Source organism: Mesorhizobium sp. WSM4842 (assembly GCF_055901575.1).
In genome coordinates this window covers 780,651-802,560 of the sequence record NZ_CM148372.1, presented here as the reverse complement: position 1 = coordinate 802,560, position 21,910 = coordinate 780,651, and the positions used below count along the sequence as shown (strand labels likewise).

Below are 21,910 nucleotides of genomic sequence, written 5' to 3'. Positions count from 1 at the left end.
GCCGGGAGTAAGGGCGGCGCGCTAACGGTTCTAGGGATCTATCTCGCGGGATTGCCACGTATGTTTTGATCGGCCGCCGTGGGTCTCAGTGGTGCCGGATCGATAGCAATGTTCGGCCGACTACCCTTCAGGTCGCCCTCACGCCAATTCGACATGCCACCGAAAGAAACTATTGGTACGTGTTGGCTCGTGGTTCGATGTTGGCAATCACCTTGAAAGGGTGGGCTTCCTGCCGCGCTTCATCGAGCAGCTTCCCGAGCAACTCCCGCTCCACTTCCGTCACCCGCTCATCGACTTCGAACCGGACGGCTTGCTGGTCGCGCACTATTCCAACACCATGGACGCCGCACTTGCCGAGGTACTTGGCACTCAGCTTTGATTTGGCATCTTCAAGCGATTGCGGCAACATCCGCTCCGTCGACTAACTCGATCTCAAGTTCAGACAGCACATCACTTATTTGGTTTGCGACCCCATAATTTCCAGATGGAGGACCGGCAAAATACAATCCAACACCCCGCTTCTGGCCCAATTCGACCACTAATGAGCCACTGTCGCCGCCAAGCCCGAATGCCGGCGCGCCAGAGACGGATTCAATACGAATTTGATTCTGGAACAATCCTACAATGCTTGCATCACTGTGATCCATCCCAATCAAGGCGTCGTAGGCGATGTCGGTAACGATGCCTTCAGTATAGCCCGTCGTCCGCCCATGCTTGCAAACGCTCATCCCAACAGCTGTAACCGCTGTTCCATTGATGCTTCCGATTGTACATATCTCGGGCCGCCATTGGATATCGGGCGCAAACTTCGCGATCGCCCCGTCCACTCTGTTCGGCGCGCCTGACAGGTCGATGGGAGTAAATCGCACTAAGTCAGCCACATAGGCCTGGCTATCGCCCCCATCCGCTGGGCCAGGCTGATAAATATCGTCGCCCGGATAGCCTTTGTTCACGTTGGCTAAGACGTGATTGTTGCTAAGAATATAAACTTGCTGTGCACTATCGCCTTGTCGACGCGAGCGACAAAAGTAACCGAGTGTCCCTGCAGTGATATCACGGTGGGCCACGCTTATGCCTGCAACGAGAGGCCTCTGTTTCCCTTTCCGTGAGTCAGAACACGTCGGAGCAGCCGACGCTGAAGCAGCCTGTCCCGCTGCCGTTTTGGGTCTGCGCGCCAATGCAAATGCAGGAGCGGATTCAATAATGTCGGTGGGGATACCATCAATTGTTTCGGGAATCCGATCCCTGGGGGACAACAGGCTCGGCGCGATTTTCTGAACAACGTGAACACGCACAACCATATCGTCTGTCGTAGCCTGCCCGTTCACAAACTTGTGCCCTATACCGACTGCGTGGACATTGAGGCGCGCTCCGGCCACCGCCTCATCCACACTCATCGTTTGAACACGTGCAACAACCTTACTCCGAAAACCCAGCGGAAGATAACGTGCGCTTAAAGACTGTTTAGCCTCGAGTACGTCCATCTAAGCTATCCTTATTCGGGCACGGCTTTGTTTAGAACTGACAACGCGCCGGCGGCGCGGCGGTTTCAGGCTTCGCCCTAAATGGTATCGACCATAGGAAATCTGTCTGAACGTAGAAGGGCTTGCTGTCTTTCTCGAATTTCTTCCCGCGCCAGAGGATGCGTACGCTTCGACAGCCCGGCAACGCGGCGTCGAGGCTACGCAATTCTTCCTCCATTTCCGCCTTGAGCGCGGCGGTGAAGGCGCGGGCATCCATCGACAGACCCAGATCGGCGTAATATTCGGCCCGGCGACGATCGAAATCCTTCGGCAAGTCATCGTCCGGATTGCGGTGACGATCGGCGCCAACCACCCAGATCTCCTTGGCTCGGATGCGCTCGCGCAACGCCTGCAGGACGCAAAGCTCGTAATCGATCAGGTTGATCCGTCTGCCGCCCGCAATCATGAAACCCCGCCATTTAGCCGGAACCACGCCGTCAACTGGAACGCCGTCCCCGATGCTGAGCAACCGGCGGCCCTCGCGTCGCGCCCGACGAATCCATGCCAACGCATTCAAAACGGGCCGCTGCGCCGCATTGTTCGAACGGACCCACCTCGGCGAGAGAAGCGACGGAGGACATCTGAGCCATCCCGGGGACGCATTCGCTCCAGTAATTGTATCCCGTACCGCTCGTGTTTGCAGCGTCGCGCGCGGTTGGCAAAGCAACGCGCGATCCGAGCCGAATTACCGCAATGTTGCTGGCTGGAGCCGTCTATGGATCAAAATTCTGATGTGCCGACCTTTGTTTCCCTGTGGCGTCTGCGAGGCGCTCGATCCGCGGCAACTGGTGGGATTCCCCAGGACATCCTCGAAGGCGCGCCGTCGCTGCGGACGTTCAAGCGAAGGGCGAGACTCCGAACAGCCAGCCGTGCAGCCAGAGCCCGAACAATGCGAAAGCCACCAAGCCGATGCCCACAGCAATCAGGTCGCTACGCGGTCGCACGACCGCGGGTGCCGGATCGCCGCGTGGAATGACGGCAATGAGATCGACAATCGCGTAAACCAGAAATGCTCCGAAGACTAGGAGCGAGGCAAGGTCGCCATTGGCCAGGAGGTGGCCGATGGCCCAAAGGATGATGCCCACCAGCATCGGGTGCTTCAGCCGATGCTTGATTGAACCCGTGGGCAAGTAAGCGGCTGCCAGAAAGACGAATGCGGCGAGCACCAACACCGACGCGACATGGCGGCCCCAAGAGGGCGGCTCGTAGATCTCAGGCGCATTGGGCCGATAAAGACTCCAGCCCCAGACGATCAGCACGAAGCCGATGATCGATAGGAGCGAATAAAGTCCCTTCCAGCGCCGCTCGTTTGTGGCGATTTGCGCATCACGAAAGCCGCCGGCGGCGATCCGAACAGAATGGATTCCGAAGAAGATCACGAGGCCGAAAACCAGTACTAGCATAACACCTCCGAGGTTCGGACGCGTCGGCGGGAAGGAAGGCTTGCTTACGCTCTCGCGCGAGTTGCCGGCTGCATATGCGCAAAACGGATCCTGCGAACGAGATGGTCAGAGTAATATATCAGGGACCCGCAATCTTGGAATGGGCTAAGCTGCCGATTGGCACGGCACCGCACGTTTGACACCTGCCAGTCGCCGCCTTCGCGCGGCGCCACTCGGCCGTCGGTCTTCAAAGTCTCGCTCTTGGCGTTGATTCGGCTGTGCGCCACCTTTCGGGTCCTTCGCCCAATACGGGATCAGACCCCACCGCCAGGGCAGTGACAGACACCGCTATGACAATCGTTCTGGCTGGTGGCGAAAGCGTGTGTAAGTCTTGTCCTCCAAGTGACCGTCGATCTCGGCTACAGTCCCTCGACGGTCTTCCTACACTTGGGCCGGCTGCGAGGAGTTGGACGACGTCGCAGGGATGGCTTCGCCGAACTGCTGGACCACGGCTCGATCGAGATCACATTCGCATCACAATGGCGACGAGGCCATCCTCCAGGCCAAACGTGATCCTTCTTCAACGGCCTGCTAGGGCCTTCCGCCCACTGTTCCCGAGCCAAGGCGTCATAAGGGAGCCATTCTTGCAATCGGCCTTAGCAATGGGACGCAGTTCGCGTGACGTGCTATGCTTTGAGGCGGGAGATACGGCGGTCGCCGAAGCGCCCGCACGCCTCCCTGTCTATGGGAGGATAATATGGCTTACTATGTGCTGCTCACCAACTTCACGGATCAGGGGGCTAAGACAGTCAAGGACACCGTAAAGCGCGCTGAAGCATTCAAGGAGATGGCGGCCAAAAGCGGGGTCAAAGTGCATTCGCTTTACTGGACGCTCGGTCAGCACGACGTGGTCGCGATTACCGAAGCCGACGATGATATTGCCGCGACCGCGCTCAGCTTATCAATAGCTTCGCTCGGCAACGTCCGAACGCAGACCCTAAGGGCGTTCGACGCCAACGATATGGCAAAGGTCATTGCCAAGATGGGCTGAAAAAAGAAGCGACAATAAAGATCGCGCCGACCGTTGGCGCAGGCAAACGGCCGACGCGACCGCGCCGATCCACAGTTCCGGGTTTCAGGCACGTGACCTGTGGGCGCGGGCTTCGGAAGAGATGGTTTACGTGGTTTGTGACTCAGTGCTTCCGGGAGGCTTCCCTGGAATGTCTGAGCCGGCGGCGACCGTGTCCTCGACGTCGGCGATCTCACCGTCTTGGCCGTGGCGCCGGGTAGGCGATGCAGCGAGAGCGTTCATCGTTCTTCATCGTTCAATGGAGGGGTGAGGAGGACCGGGCCGGACCAAGGAGAATCATATGTTCAGCCATGTAAAATTCGCCCATCTGCCAGTGCGCGACCAGGATCGCGCGATCGCATTCTATCGCGACAAGGTAGGGCTTAAGGTCGCGACGGATGCTCCCTATCGGGACGGTCTCCGCTGGATCGAGCTGGCCGTCGGGGAGTCGCCCACCCATCTGCTTTTCACAGAGCGGCCCGACGACACGCCCGGCGAGACGCCGAGTGCAATTCTAATTACACCCGATGTCGGGGCGGCCTATGAACGGCTGACAGAGCGCGGCGTGGAGTTCACCCAACCGCCGTCGCCGGCACCTTGGGAGCCAGGCGCCACCTACGCCCTTTTCCGCGACAGCGAGAACAACCTAATCATGCTCGGATCGCATTGATCGGGCGAGCTGGAGGAGCACTCCAGGCAGCCATCCGCGAAAATTTCGTCGGCAATTAATGCCAAAAGTGAGAATCTTCGTGCTCTCGGATTGAGTTTCATAGCGCCCACCATCGGTCAGAGCGCTCGGTATCCTCGACAAGCTGCTAGAAATTTCGCAGAAGCTATCGATCTCGCTTTCGCGGTTGTGGAAATGGGGTGAGACGCGCACGAGCCCGTTGCGCGCCTCGACGCGAACGCTGCGCATTCGAAGCAGCGCCGCCAGCGCCTCGGCATCCGATGACCTGAAGGAGATGATACCCGGCGGCCTCACGCTGCGACGTCACGATGTCGGTGCCGATCCTGATCAGATTTCCGGCCAAGCGCGCACGCAGCATTGCGAGACGACGGAAGATGTTCTCCCAGCCGAGCGCCTCAAGGTCCAGCAATGAGGCTTCGAGAGCGCATCCAAGATGTGGCCCGTGATCACGCTCAGGCTAGCGACCGAAAATGCAGACGCAGCTATTTTCCAAGGCGGGTGTAGACGGCACGTGTCGCCAGGACCTCGGACTTGCCGGGCGGTGTGAAATAGAGGTCGATGGTGTGGTGGTCGTTGTCGTCGATGCGTATTTCGGTGCGCATCGGAACCCGCTTGCCGACCGCCGCCTCGCCCGCAACTCCCTGATCGGTGAATTCGCCCTTCATGTCGATCGGCCGCTGATTGCCCGAGCCTCGTTCGCCGACATAGGTCATCATCGTCGAGTTGGTGGCGTCGATGGTGACCCATTCATAGCGGCGGTCCATGTTGCTGTAGCCGAGCCAGCCGCGGCGCCAGTAGGGCCCACCCTCGATCGTGCCTTCCGTGGTGTCCTCGATGTAGCGGCCGCCGGCCACCCATTCGCGTCGGCAGAAGACGTCGTCGGAAACTAGCGGCGCGTCGTTGGGACTGCGGCCGAGCGAGCCGTGGATTTCGAAATGCACACGCCACAGGCCGACAAGCGGCTCGAGGGCGGCGTGGCCCGGGCCGGGAAGGCCCCGCTTGAACCAATCAGGCATTTCCTGGGCCGCGGTCGCGGGGGCGGCCGATCCGCCACTCTCCTGCGCTGAGGCCGCAGCCAATGGGATGACGAAGAGAATGGCGGCGAGAAGCGTCCGGCTTAAAGGAATGCTCATGGTCTGCCTCCGACTCGCCCCACTGTTAAAGGCCGTCATTCTAGCGCAACTTGGCAGCTCAAACTTGTCCGTCGAGGCCAACACGCCAGCGCGTCCCCCCATGGGCGGCGAGGAGACGTGGTAGCGGGCCGCACAGCGTTACAGGTGGTCAACGAATTTCCCAGCTATCAAAAGGTCGGTTCGGAATGCGTTCGAGCCAACGAGATGGCGCGAGCACGACGTCCTCCTTACTGGCAACGCAGGATGGCAGCAACATTTGTGACCCCGAACCGGACATCAAGATCGGCCCGCTTTTGGCCCCTCAGAGTTGGACCTTGCGCTCGGCCAAATTGGCCTGTTCGGCGTCGGCCTATGCGATGCGCTGGTCTGTGCCGTCCTTGGCCTGCTTCAACGCGTGAGCCGCCCGCCCACGGGTCGGCAATCTGGCTAAGCAGCCTTAAGCGGGAATTCCCTCTATCACTTTGACCGGCGTCTGGGTCGGCAGCATTTGTGTCAACCTAAAACCCGCCACCTCATAGAGACTCCGGAACTCGGCTTCGGAGCGCTGGCGGCCGCCGGTACAGACGAGCATGTTGACGTCGTTGGCGGCGGCGCCGCGACTTTCATCCGACTGGTCGATGCGCGGCGGGTAAACGCCCTCGAGGATCAGCAGTTTGGCCTCCGCGCCCATCGCACGACGGCGTCACCTGGACTCCGGGCCATGGTTCCGGCTGCTGCCACATCTGCCTGGTGGACCGGAATATCTGATCAGATCGCGATGCCGGCGTTGCGCAGCCCCTCCACCAGCCGACCGAGCTGACCGGGATCCCGATAGGGGAGTATCTGACCGAGGCGTTCGACGGAAAAATTCGGATTGACCTGCTGCGTCTCCTGCCAGTAGCGGCGCGCTTCGTCGTGGCGTCCGGTGAGGCCATAGAGGCAGGCGAGATAGAAGCGCGTCATGTCCGTCCGCGGCGCTAGCACCAGCCGCCGCTTGAACGCGATCTCGGCTTCGTCCAAGCGGCCAAGCGCCAGGAGGGCCCTTCCCATTAAATGCAGGGACAGGTCGAACTGGGGATCGAGCCGATGGGCTCGGGTGAAAAGCGCAACCGCATCTTCATGCCGCCCCTGAAAATCCCTCACGTTGCCGAGTACGCTGAAGGCCTGCGCGGAATTGGGGTCGAGAGCGATGGCGCGCTCCGCTTCATGCTCCGCCTCGTCCAGGCGCCGCATCCAGGAAAGGCAGATCGCAAGCGCGACATGGCCTTGCGGCTCGGTGTCGTCGGTTTCGATCGCCTTGTGCGCCAGTTCCCGCGCCTTGGTCAGGTTGTCCTCGGTCGCGCCGTTCCACTGGTTGGCGTAGTCGGCGAAGGTGACCATGGCGAGCCCCGAATAGCCGAGAGCCAGCCCCGGATCTATCGCCAGTGCGCGCTCCAGCATCTTGCGCGCTTCCACCGATGCCTCGGGACGAAATTGCAAGGCGGTCTGGCGGGCGCGGACGATCAGATCGTAGACCTCCGGATCGACCTTGCCGTGCTTCCCGCGCCGCGCCTCCTCGCCGGTGGTAAGCTTCACCTCGAGCGCGCTGACGATGGTGCGGGTCACCTCGTCCTGAACCGCGAAGATGTCTTCGAGACCGCGATCGTAGCGCTCCGCCCAGAGATGGCCGCCCGTCGTTCCGTCGATCATCTGGGCGTTGATGCGGATGCGATTGGCGGCCCGACGCACGCTTCCCTCCAGCACGTAGCGGACGCCGAGCTCGCGGCTCACCTTGCGCACGTCCGGTGCCTGGCCCTTGTAGGCGAAGGAGGAATTCCTGGCGATGACGAACAGGCCCGAGACCTTCGAAAGGTCGGTGATGATGTCCTCGGTGATCCCGTCGGCAAAATAGCCCTGCTCGGGATCGCCCGACATGTTGTCGAACGGCAGCACCGCAATCGACGGCTTGCCGCGCGGCGGCTGCAATCCACCGACTGCATCGGCGGGCGCGGCTGTCTTCGGCGACCAGGTCCAGATGTGCAGCGCGCGCTCGATGTTCTTGACCTCGCGATTGCCGCCGTCGACGAAATCGATGCCCAGGCGGCCGCGCATATGCTCGTGGATACCATCTGAAATCACCACGCCCCCCGGATCGGCGAGCCCCTCGATGCGGGTGGCCACGTTGACGCCGTCGCCATAAAGATCGCTGCCCTCGACCATTACATCGCCGAGATGGACACCAATGCGCAGCACGATGCGCCGTTCCGCGGGAACGTCGGCATTCGCCGCGGCCATGGCCTGCTGCACTTCGATCGCACATTCGACGGCGCCAATGGCACTGCCGAACTCGGCCAGTATCGCATCGCCGATCGTCTTAAAGACACGGCCCTGATAGCGGGCGACGAGCGGCTCCACCATATCGCTCCACCGGAGCTTCAGCTCCGTCAGCGTGCTTGCTTCATCCCACTCCATGAGCCGACTGTAGCCGACGACGTCAGCCGCCAGAATGGCGGCAAGCCGACGTTGAATGCGTTCGTTACTCATATGCCTAACATTCGCTGAGAACGTATTAGCAGATAGGTACGCATGGCCTTCAAGTCCACTCGGTTTGACAGATCCGAGACCAGAAACGGCAGCGTCGCCTTACTTAGTAGCTGCGCCACCGCAAAAGAGTACTGCAATGGCACAGAAACCAAAGATAACGACAGGCACCAACGACCGGCCGCGCAACGAAACCATCGGCCAATCCGGCGAAGGCCCGCCGGGCAGCAAGCCGCTTGAAGTCGACGAGACCGCCGCCCGGTTGCGAGGCAAGCTGCAAGGCAAACCTGTGCAACTTGCGGAAGATCAAGCCAATGCCGACGCGGCAGGCATTGCCGGCGCCGGCGAGCATATGTGTCACCGCTGCGCCGGGACAGGCATGATCGACGGCCGCACCTGCCCCGAATGCGGCGGAACCGGAAAGGTGACGACGCCGATAGGCTGAGGCGATCAGGACAGCGATCTCGCGGCAACCTCGATCCCTGAAGCGCCAAGGGCGATGCAAATTGCGCGGATCAGATCGCCGGCACCCACTTCCAGAACACGCCCTCCATCCGTTCGGGGTAGTATTTGAACTCGCATTCGAAGCGCCATCCGTAAGTCTTGGCCGCCGCCAGCGCTGCCGGGCTGACCGGGTTCATGCCCGTTCCCGGCGCGAACCAGTCTTCCAGCAAATCGTCGGGCACGTAGGCGCCGATCCTCAAAGGCAGCTTTTCGAGGACGACATCCATTTCCTGCGGTGCGGACAATGGTTTCTCCCTTCGAGATCTACCGACAACAAACCATTCGAGGCCGATTGGGTTCCAGACTATCGCGAACTCGTTGATCGCAGGTGCCGCCCTGGATCGCAAGTCACGGAGAGCGCCCTCGAACGTTTCCTGCGCAGCGCCGTCGGCGATGAAGTCGAAGAGCAAGCCCTGGAGACGCGCGAAGCCGCCTAGCCGAGAACGTCATATTCGATCAGTGTCGACGCAGCGTGGACAAGCTGCTTCAAGCGCGAGGCAATTTCGTTCGCAGAGCTAACGTCAATGGTCGCTGTTTCAAGGCGATGGTCACTGCCGGTGATCACATTCGAGACCAGCACCCCGGCATCGTGTTGTAAGCCGAAATGGTGGGGATAGAGCAACGTCAGTCGGCTGCATCCATAGAGCCGTCCATAGGCCATCATCTGATAGACGTCCGCTTGTGACACGCCCTGCTTTGGGTCGTCCATACGCGATGAGATACGCTTCCACTTCGTATCGATGACCTGCACGACGACGTCGCTGCGCTTGATCAGAATGTCCGGCCGTGTCTGGAACAGCCCACGACGATCCTCGGTTTCGAGGCAGTAAAGCCGGCCACCCTGGCTCACCACGCGCAGATTCGTCTCGGCCAGCGCTCTCTTCAACACCCGAGCGACATATTCCTCGAACAGCGTGTTCATCTCGAACAGCAGCGAAAAGCCGTCGCTGCCGCCGGCGGATGTGGTCTGGAATCGCTCCCCTAGCAGCAGGCGCGCGAGGTTGATCAGTTCGCGCCAACGGCTGTTTGTGCGGTCCAGCACAACTTCGTCCCACCTGAGCGCAGCGGCGGGTATATCGGCGATATCGACATAGGCGAACGCCAATTCGCGAAGCCGTCGCTGGTTGTCCGTGGTGCGTGCGATGCGGGAGAGCTGGGTGACCGCCGCCTTCATGATTCGGTTGAGCGAGATATCTGGAGTTAGCCCGTCGAAGCGGCAAGCCAGCCGCGACGGCTCCACCGCGAGCGTGGTGAATTGGCGGGACACATTCAGGCGTCCGCGCAGCGTCGGCAGATCATCGGCGTGCTCAATATAGCGACGCGGCATGCCACGGCGTACCGCCTCGACCAGCTTTTCCGAAAACAGGCGGATCAGGATCTCGAGCAGTGTCTCGCGCTGCCAGTCAAGCGTAGTGATCTGTCCTGCGTCGATCTTCAGGTCGAGCGCGACGGCGAGCATGTGGACGAGGCGACGGCGGATGCTGCCGGTCGCCTGAGCGCCGTCCTCGCCGGGAATGTCGATTTTTGGCAGGATTTCCAGCGCGCAGCCATCAGCGGCGATGACGCCCACGACACCACGCGCGCGAAGCCCCTTGCGACCATGTTCGAGAACACCGTCACCGCCTCGCCCGGCAAGGGGCGACGCGGCCGCGACCGTCGCGATCCGATCGGCGGCCCGTACCGGCATTTGGCGCTCTGGGTGATCGCCATAACCGATTGTCTCCCATTCCAGAATCGTCCGTCGGATCACGCCGCAGTGAACCCGTCATAGGAGAAATTCCCGCGGCGAACGCTCCAGCGATAGCGCGGCGCGGTATCCTCATCGCTGCCCATGCCCTTTGGCGCCCCGAGGCGGCGCCGGTCGATGAAACGACCTTCTCGATCGCCCTCGCCATCGTCCCCGTCACCCAGCACCGCCGCGACCTTGGCCCAGTCTTCGTAGAAGTATTCGGCGAGGAGTGGGATCACCTTGTGCCGCATCACATCGTCCACGTCGGCGCGGGTTTCGCAACGGATGAAATAGGCGTGACCGATCTGGTGCTCGCGATCGAAGAGATATTCGATCCGCTCATTGATGGTCGCAAGGAGTGTGGCGAGGTCGATCCCGTCGACCGGCTTCAGCAGCGACGGATCCGGCATCAGCTCGCGGAACTCGAACCGGCGCCGGAGCGCGGTGTCGAGGAGCGCGATCGATCGGTCGGCGGTGTTCATCGTACCGATTATATGGAGGTTTGCAGGTACGCCGAACCGCGCATTGCTGTACGGCAAGGAGAGGCGCATGCCCTCGTCCATGCCGAGGCGCTTGTCCGACTCGATCAACGTGATGAGCTCACCGAACACCTTGGAGATGTTGGCGCGGTTGATCTCGTCAATGACGAGGACATGCTCCTCCGCGCTGGTCTCGGCCGCCTCGGCCATCTGGCGCAGGATGCCGGGCTGCGCCTTGAGGGTGAAGCCGATGCCGTCGGTTAGCGGCTGAGGGCGCAGCCCCTCGACGAAATCCTCGTACGCGTAATTCTGATGGAAGGTGACGAAGCCGATCTGACCCTGGCCCTTCAACTCCTCATAGGCTTGGCGCAGTTCCTGCCGTCGCGCCGGGTCGTTCAACAGGGGATCGTTGTCAGCAAGACCGCGGCACAGCCGCACCGCCTCGGCAATGGTTCGGTAGGTCTTGCCCGTGCCCGGCGGACCGTAAAGTATCAGGTTGAGCGGCGAGCGCTTGACCGGATCCGGCGGCGGTGCCTCATCGGCCGGCAGCCCGCCCCAATGCGACAGGTTTTGCAGGAACCAAGCATAGTCCTGCGCCTCACCGTAGAAAGCGAAGCGGATCAATCGCTGCGCCATCTCGTTAGAGGGGTACACTTCCCAGATCGTCGGCTGGTAGGTGTAATGATACCATTCGCGAGGGCTGAAGCTCGGTTCCCAATTGACCGATATCTGTTCCCCGTTGCCGGCGTTTGCGGTGATCGTACCGATCGCCTTGATCGACATTACAGATACCGAGCGGCCGCGGCTGTCGAACGGCAGTCCATTCTTCCGGACATACGTCGCCTTGATCGCTATCCGCTCGCCTGGCTGCATCCGCAGTACCTGTTCGCGATGCCGATCGCTGGGAGCGTCGATCTCCCAGATGCCCTCGGCGATGAAGCGATCGAATTGGTCGCTGGTGCGACCGAAGGACGCGCCCACGAACCAGTAGGGTCCGTGCTCGAGAACACTGACTTCCTCGGCGACTATAGTTTGCGGTTCCGTAGGCGGGGTGCCTTCTTCGTCGTCCCACTTGCCCTCGAGCGCGACCCAGACGAAGCCCTGCACGTCGAACAGATCGGCGGGATTCCAGCCTATCTCCCCTGCGAACAACGCGAACAGGGCCCGCATGAGCTGGAGGAATTCGTCGAGATCAGCCGGCTTGAAGTCGTTGTGCGCGAACAGCTTGCGGCCGAAGAGCCGCTGCCCCATCGCCTCAATGCGGCTGACCTTGAACCAGCTTGCTGCCTCAGGGTGAACGGTGCCGACGACGCTGATGGCGATCCCGAGCACCTCACCCCGCCGAAGCCCGGCAATGCCGTCCGTCCTCAGTTGCTCGAGCGCCTTGGCACCGTCGCCGATCGCGGCGAGAGGATCATCCTCGCTCCGCGCCAGCCGAGCGACCGTCTCATAGAAGCGCTCGCGCAGGTTGGCGTCGGCCTTCTGCACCTCGTTGAGCGTTCGCCAACTGAGCGGGGCGCCGTCTGGGATTTCGATGCTAAGCGCGCGATAGATCTGTTCGCCGGCAGTGCGATTGTCCGCTAAAGATGCCGCAATCGTTTGGACCTTCTTGATCGCTTGGTCCTTGTAGCGACGCTCACCTGTCCAATAATCGCCGTCCTGACGGCGGAAATCTTCAAACCCCGTCATACGAGCGAGAAAGGTATCGCGCAGCGACTTGAAGGCGGGCCAGTCGATGACGACAAAGCCGAGGGCGTCGAGGGCGGTCTTACACTGGGCGCCGCCCGGAAGCACGTCGCTGCCAACATGGCCTAGCGCGTCGCGGGCAATAGCCTTGCTGGGATAGCGCTTCCCGTGGTGCAGGATCCAGAACTTGGCTGGAGGTCCCAATCCCTCGTGGCTGGCGATGAACGCCTCAACCGAACCCGCGGAGTCGCAACGATCTATGGCCTCAAGAATATCCTGTGGTGTAAGACCGTATGTCGATTCAGGACGCACTGTCGATTGGGCATTGAGGAAGCGCTGGTAGAAATTAAGCGCGGCGCGATAGTGCGCAAGATTTTCGTAAAGATCACCGTCGATAGCGAACTTGCAGGGGTTGGGCCTCCCGGCGCGCTGATCAGCCTTGGAATATGTAAGCGATTCTCTAATACTGGCAAGCGATTGACCGTTAGCTAGAGCATCGAGATCGCCATAGGCCTTATCTAAGCGACGTATGTCGGCCATTTGCGTGTTGACGGTGGCCTTGGAATAGCCTTCTGCTTCCATCCAGGCCTTGAATTCAGCTTCTCTCACGTCTTACCTTCCCCCTATGCTGCCGGAACAGCCCCTTTTTCCTGACAGAGACGCCGAGCCAGTACGATCATGGTCTCGGTGTCGCGGCTGCAATAGACGCGCAACGCCATATCCAGCGCGCTTGGGGCACTGCTCGAAGGCAGTTAACTTCGATTTTGAGGGGCCGAAGCGACGCGGCTGGTTCGTCACTGACATCCTCAATGTCATCCTGCCGGAAGGGAAACGTGCTCGTCGTTTCCACTCAGAAAGACCTCGAGAAACTTTGAGCGGCTGATCGCACTTCGGGCCATTCCATTGATATGGAACGGAAAGAGAGTAGGCGTGCTCTGGAGCGCGGAAAACGACAATGATGATCGAGAATAACGCAGCGCAGCCTCGACAAGCCAAGAGATTAGCTCGGGGGCGGTAAGTTTCAGTTTGGCCATACGCGCTATGCGCTTCCCGCGCATTGTGCGTTCTATCGCGCCCCAGCTTGCCTGAGATTGAAGTACCATATTCGTCATGCGTCGAGTTCCCTCGCGCTCGCCGTAGATTTCGGCCATGCGCCTATGGACTTCGGTCGACGCACAGTCCCCTTGCAGCGCCGTCAGCCGCCCAACGATCTCTGAGGCCTTGCCGAAGAACGGATAGGTAGTGAGGGCCATGCCCCAGGTCAGCGCGGAAATGGGGGTCTCAGGGCATTGTCGATAGATGCGGACGCCGCGGTCCGCGAAGTCAACGAGATCTGGTCTCGGCTCAAGCCACAGGCGATTGAGCACAGTACGAGTCTTCTTCTTGGCGGCTACGCCGGCATGGCTCGCGTCGATCAACGCGGTCAGTTCGTCCACCCCGGTTAGGCCAGCGCGAACGCCAAGCGCCGCTGCTGCCCAGTCGAGTTGAATAAAGCGATCGAAACCGATCTGTGGGGTCACTGAACTCATTTTCTCGTGATCGCCTGCGTGACTTTGATGAATGGGACGATGAGTTCCTCGACGGAGACACCGCCATGCGAAACGATTGGCTCTCCGCGCGGAATGAATGCACCACGGCCGCCCGCGAAGAGCGGCAAGAAGTCTGAGGGGAGCCCTCCGATGTCGAGCCGAAACGCATCGATACCATCAGGAGTCGAAGCGGCTATGGCCTCGCTCCGGTAGGCCCGCACTCGCTCGCCGCGAAGCTCGGCCGCGACACCCTGATTGAGCCGGCCGATACCGACGGCTTCTACGTTGCCATGGTCGGCCGTCACGTAGATGTGAAATCCTTGATCGAGGAACATGCGGAACAGCCTCTCGACGAAACCGGAGTCGCACCAGGATGCAATTTGATTGGCAATCCCGCGCTTGCCGAAGATCGCCCCGTGTACGATCTCGTCAACCGTATCGACAACGAGTCCCACCGCCTTGATCGTCGGGTCGGCAATCCCTGTTTCGATCTCAAAGAGTTGCTCCGTCCGCTTGATACCTTTCCGATAATAAATCTCGTTGGCACGCAACCCATGGTCTTGCCAGAAGTGTGACCAGAGCGTCGGCTCCTGCGCGGTAGTTTCGATCGAGTTCGCAAATTCCCGAGGCTTCAACCCCGAGAACAACGCCTGACGTGACACGGATGTGAGCGTAGGGAGCCAAGCAAAGCAGGCATTCTCCTCAAAAGCGAATACGGGCGCCCGCTCCGCCAAGCGCTCCCGGATCTGAACCCATTGGTCCATGGCCAGCCCGTCAAACACGAGAAGAGCCACGCGTGCCTCGCCAGCGTCGCGGCGAAGCGAGAGGTATCGCGGCATATGATGCACCATCACCGGCCCCTTCGCGGCAGGCAGGGATGGCAGGTCAGCGTAGTGAATGCTCACCCATTCACGAAGGCGCTCGTCGGCCGCCTTCTGGAGATCGAGCACCTTGTCACTTATGGGCTCGGTCTGTGCGGGTGCCAGACTGTGGAAGCGGAAAATCACCTCGCCGAGACGGCGCGAAAGCTGTGTCCAGTCGCGATGGGACGCGTCGTTTCCGGGCAATGAACCGGCGAGACGCGAGGCTCCTTCCACGACGAGCTTCGCTAGGGCGTCAGGATCTTCGACGGTTCCGACCTTAGCCCAGTCTGGTAAGCCAGCCGGCTTGCCCTCGAGGACCATCGGATGAAGCGTCCCGTCGAGGAACATCGAATCGACCAGCACTCTGACGTCGGGATGTTCGAACGGAATCTCCGGCGCGGCTTCGCGATCAGGCCCGGCGGCATCAGTCAGGCGCGGACCGGTTACGCCGTTCCGGGCCAAGAACTGCCCCCAAGCGTCCTGGACCACCTTTAGGCAATAGCCCTTCGACGAGAACAGCTCCTCGAGTGCCAAGGCTTTGAACACGCCTTGCCCGGCGACGACGCTGGCGACATGGCTTGCAAGAACAGGTGGCAAGACCTTGTCACTGAAATGCAAGCGCAGCAGCTCGCGCCATAGAGCCTCCGGCCGGGATATCAGATAAGGGCTAAAGCCAAAGATATGAGTGAGAACAAAATCCTTCGTCCCGGCATCGCCGAGCGCCTGGGCTGCATGCTTCGACTGCGCGTCGAACAGCCCCTCGAGATGCTCGGACCCGATCGCACGCACGACGCCATAGCTGAGCTTCGGAAAGAGGTTCGCAAGGCTTAGGCTGATCCGCCGGCCATCGCGTAGATAGTCCCACGGCAGCTCGTCGACGCTACCGCTCCTCAGGTGGAGCACCAACGCATCGAACGGACCAGACTCTCCGCGATCCCATGCCGAGCGATACCGCTCCTCATAGTCCGTCCGAAACGCCACGGAATCCTCGAACGGCAGCACTTCGAAACCGAGGCGCCGCAGGCTCGCGAGGATATGCTCGTCGAGAAGAACGTCATCGGGATCGGCTACCAGCCAGAGGCGCGAGAGCTCCGATGGAAACTCCTTCAATATGCGTTCGATCCAGCGGCTCATGGCGCGATTGCCTTCTCCCGGCCGACCCGGAGCATCAGCACCGCATTCAAGTCGGGCGAGTAAGACTCGGCGATGTCCAGCATCGCCATGCGGGCTTCGTGGTCGGCGAGGAGACGCTTACGCCGATGGTCGCGCACCGCGGGGAGGCCGATGCGTCCGATTGCCTGGCGACGAGCCTCATAGGCGTATTGCGCCTTTGCCCGCTCTTCACGGAGACGCGTTTGGTGTTCTTCCACCAGTTCGGAAAACTGCCGCTCTCCTTGCGCGCGCGCCGCCTCATAGGAGGCTTCGTACCAGTGCGCCGCATGATGCACAGACGGCGCGGCCGCAAGATCGATCTGCTCCGTCAAAAGCAGGTCCCAGATGCGCTTGGCGGTCGGCATGAAGGTGCGGCCATCGTCTGTAACGAAGACGCTCAGGAATCGCCTCCGGCTGAAATCCTCGGCCGACAGGCTGATCTCCCAAAGCGACCAGATGCCGTTAACCGTGTTGGGCAATCCACCAATCTGGACCGAAGGGAGAAGCTGTCCCGCTACGCAGCGCGGCAGTTCGGTAATGACGGCGCGGGCGCGTGGATCTTCCAACGTGATCCATTCTAGTTCGGGATGCTCCTCCGCCGATCTGGCATCGAAACAGACCCGGGCGGACTCGCTTCCATCCACCCAGCGCACGCGCCAAGCATCGCCCTCCTTGATCGCAGCTCCGCCGCGCCCCGGCAACCCCGTAGTGATGGCCCGTTCCAGCCAGAACTGCGCCGGATGATCGCGCCACTTGCGAGCGTCGTCGGCGTCGAGCTCATGACTGGAGGCGATCAGGTCGCTGCTCTCCCGGCTGTCAGCGAGCCTTGACCGAAGCTGTGAGACGACCGCATCGCATTCCTTTTCGATCGCGTCCGGGTTCTGGAGCCCCTGGACGAAAAGCTCATCGAACAGCGGCGCGGTTTCGACCGAGTCCATGACGTCCGCCGCCTTGTCGAAGCCGAACTCCTCGGCGATCACAGCGAGCTTGGCTTCCAAAACCTCCCGGACGCGATGTTCGACGGTCTCTTCGAGCACGAAGTTGAACGCGCGCACGATATGCGGCTGACCGATGCGGTCTACGCGACCAATGCGCTGTTCGACGCGCATCGGATTCCACGGCATGTCGAAGTTGACGATCACGTGGCAGAACTGAAGGTTCAGACCCTCACCGCCGGCATCCGTTGAAATCATGATGCGCACGTCTTGCGCGAATGCCTGCTGCGCCTTGGTGCGCGCATCAAGGTCCATCCTCCCGTTCAGGGTGGTGACGGAGAAGCCGCGGCTCTCGAGAAACTCCGCCAGCATCGCCTGGGTCGGCACGAACTCGGTAAATACCAGCAGCTTCAGCGCGGGATCGTTTTCCTCCTGCTGCAGCTTGTAGATCAGCTCCAGCAGCGCTTCTGCCTTTGCGTCCGTACCCTGAGCTTCAGTGGTTCGAGCGAGTTCAAGGAGCGCGTCGACCTCGACTTTTTCCATTTCCCAGCCCTTCGCCTGAACGGCGACATCCACCTGGGCCTGGCCGTCGAGTTCGGCCCATTCGTCCAAATACGGCGCATCGAACAGCGACTGCTGAAGCTCTGGCTGATCGAGTAGGGCCTGCCGCTTCTCGAGCGTGGTGCGGATCGCGGCAGTGCTCGACGTCACCAGCCGCTGCATCAGGATCATCAAGAAGCCAATGTGGCGCTGCTTGGCGGCCATGGCCTGGTTGTAACCATGGCGCACATAGTCGGTGACTGCCTCATAGAGCCGCTGCTGGGCCGCGTGGCGATTCTGCCAGGCGACGGCTTGGAGGCGCGTCCTTCGCGGCTTGAACAGCGGCTGCCCTTCCGCATCGATCGCGGCGCGCTTTTCCGTGCGGATCACGAATGGACGGACGCGATCGCGATTGACGGTACCCTCGTCGGGGAAGGAATCCCGGTCGACGAGCTGCATAAGCCGCATGAACTGGTCGGTCTTACCCTGGTGGGGAGTCGCCGACAGGAGCAGCAGGTAAGGCACGGCCTCCGCCAGAGCCGCGCCCAGCTTGTAGCGCGCTACCTGCTCGGTGCTGCCGCCCATGCGGTGCGCCTCGTCGATGATGACCAGGTCCCATGATGCCGAAATCAAATCCTCGAACCGCTCCCGATTGTAGGTGCTGAGCTGATCCAGGCTCCAGCCACGGCGACCCTCGAGCGGCTTCACCGAATCCAGCGAGCAGATCACCTGATTATGAAGACGCCAGAGGTTCTCCTCATCATTCCGCCATTGACGGAATGCAGTCAGCTCAGCCGGCTCAATAAACTGTAGTGTCTCGCCGAAGTGCAGCCGCATTTCTGTCTGCCACTGACGCACCAGCCCCTTCGGTGCCACGACCAACACGCGGCGGACCATACCGCGCAGCTTTAGTTCGCGAAGGATCAGCCCAGCTTCAATTGTCTTTCCCAGCCCAACCTCGTCGGCCAGCAGATAGCGGATCTGATGCCGGCTCATTGCCCGGTTCAGCGCATACAGCTGGTGCGGCAGCGGCACGACGCTTGACTGGATCGGCGCCAGCAGCAGGTTGTCTTCCAGAGCGTCCAGCAGCTTCGCCGCCGCCGCCGTATGGAGGATGTGCTCTACGGTCAGCTGAACGGAGTCGAGCGGGACCAGATCCTTGGCACCGGAACGAACGACGGCATCTTTGGTCGGAAGCCAGACGCGATAGGCGATCTCACCCCAGACCTCCTGTCGTTCGACGACGCGGCACGGCCCGGCTTGACGCTCATGCCAGCACCAGTCGCCAACGTTGTGCCCGCCGCCGCCATGCGTCACGCATCAGCCTCCATGCGGGTGAGCGCCTGGTCATACCAAAGCAGCAGCTTCTCGTCTTCCTGGAGCGCCTCCTCCGGGATCTTCTGCGCGATGGCGATGATGGTCTTGTAGTCCTTCGCCGCCCACGCGGTCTTAAACCCAGCTCGAAGGGCCTCCAGACGGAATTCCTTCAACCGCCGCCCGGGCGCGGCCAGGTAAGCTTCGAATTCCTTGAGCAACGCCTTGTCGCGCTTCTGTTCCAGATCCTGCGCCTTGTTCGGATCTGGCACGTACCACCGGTCCTTGGCCTTCGCCTTCAGGCGCGAGTCGCTCTTCTCTAGCCCGCGCAGATCTTTGTGGTTGGTAGACAGATAGCTGTGGATTTGGCTCGGCACGTCGCCGACGGCGTCGTGGCGGAGGAAATTGTCCTCCAGCAGAGCGGCCAATTCCGGCCTTGTTTCGTGCTTCTTCCAGCCCGCCCCCAGTTGGGTGATAAATTCGGGATGGAGTTCCTGGTAAGTGGAGGGGCGCCTTTTCAGGAAGTCGGTCAACCAATCGATCGCCGAGCGCTCATCGCTGACGAACAACTCCATTTGAGGCGCGTCCGCAACCTGAGCTCGCGCTTTGTCGTATTCAGCTACCTGTTTGGGGAGAAAAACCATGCCGTCGCGCTCTTCAAAGCGCTGCCGCAGTCCTTGTTGAAATTCCTGGCTGGAAAGAGGCACCGGGGTATTGTGCCGAACAAACCACGCGACCATCCGATCAAAAACAATTCGTGGATCTCGTTCAGCTATAAAATCCAATGCCCCACTCTTCGACTTGACTACAGGTAGGTAGCCTAAGTGAGTGCCAACGAAATCCCAGACTGACTCCTCAGTACCCCCAGACCTCACAAATCGTGCTTCAAGACCACCGTTCGGCTTGTAGGCCGAAATGACAAGGTCTTGCTTTACTGCCGTCGTCGTCGTGACAGCTTTGAAGCTGCCCTGCTTCTTATCGAGCGCAGAGACGTTCGCGACGACGAACCCGGCTTCCTGCAACGCGGTTTGAATCGCGTTCCAGACGGATGCTTGAGTGTTCGAGAACTCGACGGTCATCCACCGTCCCGGCTTAAGTATCCTATGGGCCTCTCGAAAGCACGCGGTCATCAAGAGACGATAGTCGTTGAGGGACTTCCCGTGTCCGTTATTCTCGGTGGCTTCAGCCCGTACATTTGTAAAAACCTTCAGCCACGACTCCCAAAGAAAGTTAAGCTCAGAATAGCTAATATTCGCACCAAATGGCGGATCAACAAATACATAGTCCAAGCTATCGTCTGGAATCAGCGTATTCGTCGACGAACCGGTAAACACGAACTGACGAGTACGTCCATCCCTCTTCCCCAGGTACGATGCTACATCCGCAATGCGGTAAGATATCATCTCGAGAACGGAATACTCGATCTGATTCGATGGCACGTAAAGCGTTCCGGCGAGAATGCCGGCCGTTTTGGAGAGATTCGTATTGAGTCGACTCACCGCAATCTTGTGCATTTTACTCGCTCTGGGAAGTTGATCTCCCACAAGGCATAGTAGTTGAGCAGCCATGCTTGACTTCGCGATGTGCGACCTCAAGCTAGCCAAGACAGACAGGTTCCGCTTGGTATAGAAGTGATGAACGTTCGTAATCCCAATTGGATCGTTCCTCCGCGCCTCCCGCCCTTCCATCATTCTGTCGGTCGGGTACCAATCCTTGATAGCGGAGCTTTCAATCTTCTCGACGATTGCCAGATCCACGGGGTCGGGGCGCTTCTCAAAACGCTTCTTCCCAATGCTATAGTTTATTAGGACGGGAGATTGCTTGGCCTGCCGCACGGGTTGATTTGTAATGTCGTCAACGCGAGAGACCCACGCGCGTTCAAGAGTGCGCTTCGTGAGTTTCGCGGAGCAATGCGGGCAATCGAACACTTCACGGACAGCCCCCGCTTCCTCGTCAACAGCCGCATCCCAGAAAATCAGTTCTCCTGCGCATTCATTACAATGGAATACATCGGACCAGACGGTATAGTTTATGCGCCCCACCGGACATATTTTGGACAACCTTGGACGCGGATCGGACGTAACAAGCTTAACCCCGGCTTCTACCTGCTCTGGTGAAGGAGAATGCAGAGTCTGATACATCCAGCCACAATCGTCTTCCACTGCCGCGAGCGACTTTCTCGCTTCGAGATCAAAGGCGCGGACATCGGCAGGGGTATTGTAATTATACGCGATAAATGTCGCAGCAGGGGAGGTATCGTTTAGTATCGCTCGCCTAATTCCAATTTTGGAGAACGGCCTCCACCCAGATCGCCCATTATCATGGTGCTGTTCGTAAACGACCCCATCGGCATCGACCCGGAACCCTAGTGACTCCACGGCAGAACGGTCGCCGCACATTTGCGCAGCAACGCCAGTCATACCGGTTCCGCAAAATCCATCGTAAATGACGTCTCCGGGTTGGGTATAATGCAGTATATACCGCATGATAGCTCTGTGCGGCACTTTCGTGTGGTAGCTGTGCGCATTGTAGATGGGATCGTTTTTACCTTCGCTTACGTCTGCGGCAAACGGCTCCTTGCTGTAGACATTCGTGGCGTCATGCGACGATGCATAAAGCCTCACGAATTCTTCGACGAAGGGGTTGGGACAGGCGGTATAGTAAGGGGGATCAGAAAGGGCGAGGATGTCCGCGTCCGTGCCGACTGGGAACCCATCCAGCGCACGGAACTTCGGGTCCTTTAGCTTCGCCGCCAAGAGATTCAGAAAGTGCTCCCGACGGGCCGCTTCACTTGGAAACGTCAAACCCAGGCATTCCGCGGCCCGGCCGTGCAATTCTGTATTCATTTGAAGAAAATCGTTCATCTATTCGGTCTCATTTTTTTG

General features: G+C 60.2%; 17 protein-coding genes. 3 read left to right on the top strand and 14 right to left on the bottom strand.

What is annotated here, in order from left to right:
- Positions 1-169 precede the first annotated feature (169 nt).
- From AC0NIE_RS03735 to AC0NIE_RS03720, 4 genes are all read right to left on the bottom strand, one after another.
- A complete protein-coding gene (locus AC0NIE_RS03735) occupies positions 170-406 on the bottom strand; it encodes a hypothetical protein (protein WP_473529296.1) in 237 nt (78 codons plus the stop codon).
- A complete protein-coding gene (locus AC0NIE_RS03730; protein ID WP_133254689.1) occupies positions 390-1,484 on the bottom strand; it encodes a chymotrypsin family serine protease in 1,095 nt (364 codons plus the stop codon). Before AC0NIE_RS03730 ends, AC0NIE_RS03735 begins: the two co-directional genes overlap by 17 nt.
- A gap of 31 nt (positions 1,485-1,515) precedes the next feature.
- Complete coding sequence (locus AC0NIE_RS03725; RefSeq protein WP_123146086.1) at positions 1,516-1,929, bottom strand: hypothetical protein; 414 nt, start codon at positions 1,927-1,929, stop codon at positions 1,516-1,518.
- A 430-nt stretch (positions 1,930-2,359) separates the two neighbouring features.
- Positions 2,360-2,926: an NnrU family protein gene (locus AC0NIE_RS03720; RefSeq protein WP_474045960.1), complete on the bottom strand. Its 567-nt coding sequence runs from the start codon at positions 2,924-2,926 to the stop codon at positions 2,360-2,362.
- Positions 2,927-3,662: 736 nt separating this feature from the next.
- Here AC0NIE_RS03720 and AC0NIE_RS03715 point away from each other — a divergent pair.
- Together AC0NIE_RS03715 and AC0NIE_RS03710 are read left to right on the top strand one after the other, a co-directional pair.
- Entirely contained in the window at positions 3,663-3,956 is a 294-nt protein-coding gene (locus tag AC0NIE_RS03715; protein WP_123146088.1) for a GYD domain-containing protein, read from the top strand.
- 319 nt (positions 3,957-4,275) lie between these two features.
- Entirely contained in the window at positions 4,276-4,644 is a 369-nt protein-coding gene (locus tag AC0NIE_RS03710; protein ID WP_292313434.1) for a VOC family protein, read from the top strand.
- Between the two features lie 500 nt (positions 4,645-5,144).
- Here the strand turns inward: AC0NIE_RS03710 and AC0NIE_RS03705 are convergent, their stop codons facing one another.
- The 3 genes from AC0NIE_RS03705 to AC0NIE_RS03695 form a co-directional block, all read right to left on the bottom strand.
- Positions 5,145-5,795, bottom strand: coding sequence for a DUF1579 family protein (locus tag AC0NIE_RS03705; protein WP_473489402.1), 651 nt, complete (start codon positions 5,793-5,795; stop codon positions 5,145-5,147).
- Positions 5,796-6,231: 436 nt separating this feature from the next.
- Positions 6,232-6,465, bottom strand: a complete 234-nt coding sequence (locus AC0NIE_RS03700; RefSeq protein ID WP_473489403.1) for a methyltransferase — start codon at positions 6,463-6,465, stop codon at positions 6,232-6,234.
- A 77-nt stretch (positions 6,466-6,542) separates the two neighbouring features.
- Positions 6,543-8,297 (bottom strand): adenylate/guanylate cyclase domain-containing protein, encoded by a 1,755-nt coding sequence (locus AC0NIE_RS03695; protein WP_473489404.1) that lies wholly within the window; start codon positions 8,295-8,297, stop codon positions 6,543-6,545.
- A gap of 136 nt (positions 8,298-8,433) precedes the next feature.
- Between AC0NIE_RS03695 and AC0NIE_RS03690 the strand changes: the two genes are divergently transcribed.
- Positions 8,434-8,739: a hypothetical protein gene (locus AC0NIE_RS03690; RefSeq protein WP_473489405.1), complete on the top strand. Its 306-nt coding sequence runs from the start codon at positions 8,434-8,436 to the stop codon at positions 8,737-8,739.
- A gap of 70 nt (positions 8,740-8,809) precedes the next feature.
- On the opposite strand, the gene AC0NIE_RS03685 is transcribed toward AC0NIE_RS03690, so the two are convergent.
- From AC0NIE_RS03685 to AC0NIE_RS03655, 7 genes are all read right to left on the bottom strand, one after another.
- A complete protein-coding gene (locus tag AC0NIE_RS03685) occupies positions 8,810-9,043 on the bottom strand; it encodes a hypothetical protein (RefSeq protein ID WP_473489406.1) in 234 nt (77 codons plus the stop codon).
- 188 nt (positions 9,044-9,231) lie between these two features.
- On the bottom strand, positions 9,232-10,485 hold the full coding sequence (locus AC0NIE_RS03680; RefSeq protein WP_473489407.1) for an McrC family protein: 1,254 nt from the start codon (positions 10,483-10,485) through the stop codon (positions 9,232-9,234).
- 59 nt (positions 10,486-10,544) lie between these two features.
- The gene (locus AC0NIE_RS03675; protein ID WP_473489408.1) at positions 10,545-13,301 is read right to left on the bottom strand and encodes an McrB family protein; all 2,757 of its coding nucleotides are present in this window, start codon (positions 13,299-13,301) and stop codon (positions 10,545-10,547) included.
- Positions 13,302-13,504: 203 nt separating this feature from the next.
- Positions 13,505-14,221, bottom strand: a complete 717-nt coding sequence (locus AC0NIE_RS03670; RefSeq protein WP_473489409.1) for a hypothetical protein — start codon at positions 14,219-14,221, stop codon at positions 13,505-13,507.
- On the bottom strand, positions 14,218-16,218 hold the full coding sequence (gene pglZ / locus AC0NIE_RS03665; protein ID WP_473489410.1) for a BREX-3 system phosphatase PglZ: 2,001 nt from the start codon (positions 16,216-16,218) through the stop codon (positions 14,218-14,220). The genes AC0NIE_RS03670 and pglZ overlap by 4 nt, the downstream gene beginning before the upstream one ends.
- Positions 16,215-19,028, bottom strand: a complete 2,814-nt coding sequence (locus tag AC0NIE_RS03660) for a DEAD/DEAH box helicase (RefSeq protein WP_473489411.1) — start codon at positions 19,026-19,028, stop codon at positions 16,215-16,217. Before AC0NIE_RS03660 ends, pglZ begins: the two co-directional genes overlap by 4 nt.
- On the bottom strand, positions 19,025-21,889 hold the full coding sequence (locus tag AC0NIE_RS03655; protein WP_473489412.1) for a DNA methyltransferase: 2,865 nt from the start codon (positions 21,887-21,889) through the stop codon (positions 19,025-19,027). Before AC0NIE_RS03655 ends, AC0NIE_RS03660 begins: the two co-directional genes overlap by 4 nt.
- Positions 21,890-21,910 lie beyond the last annotated feature (21 nt).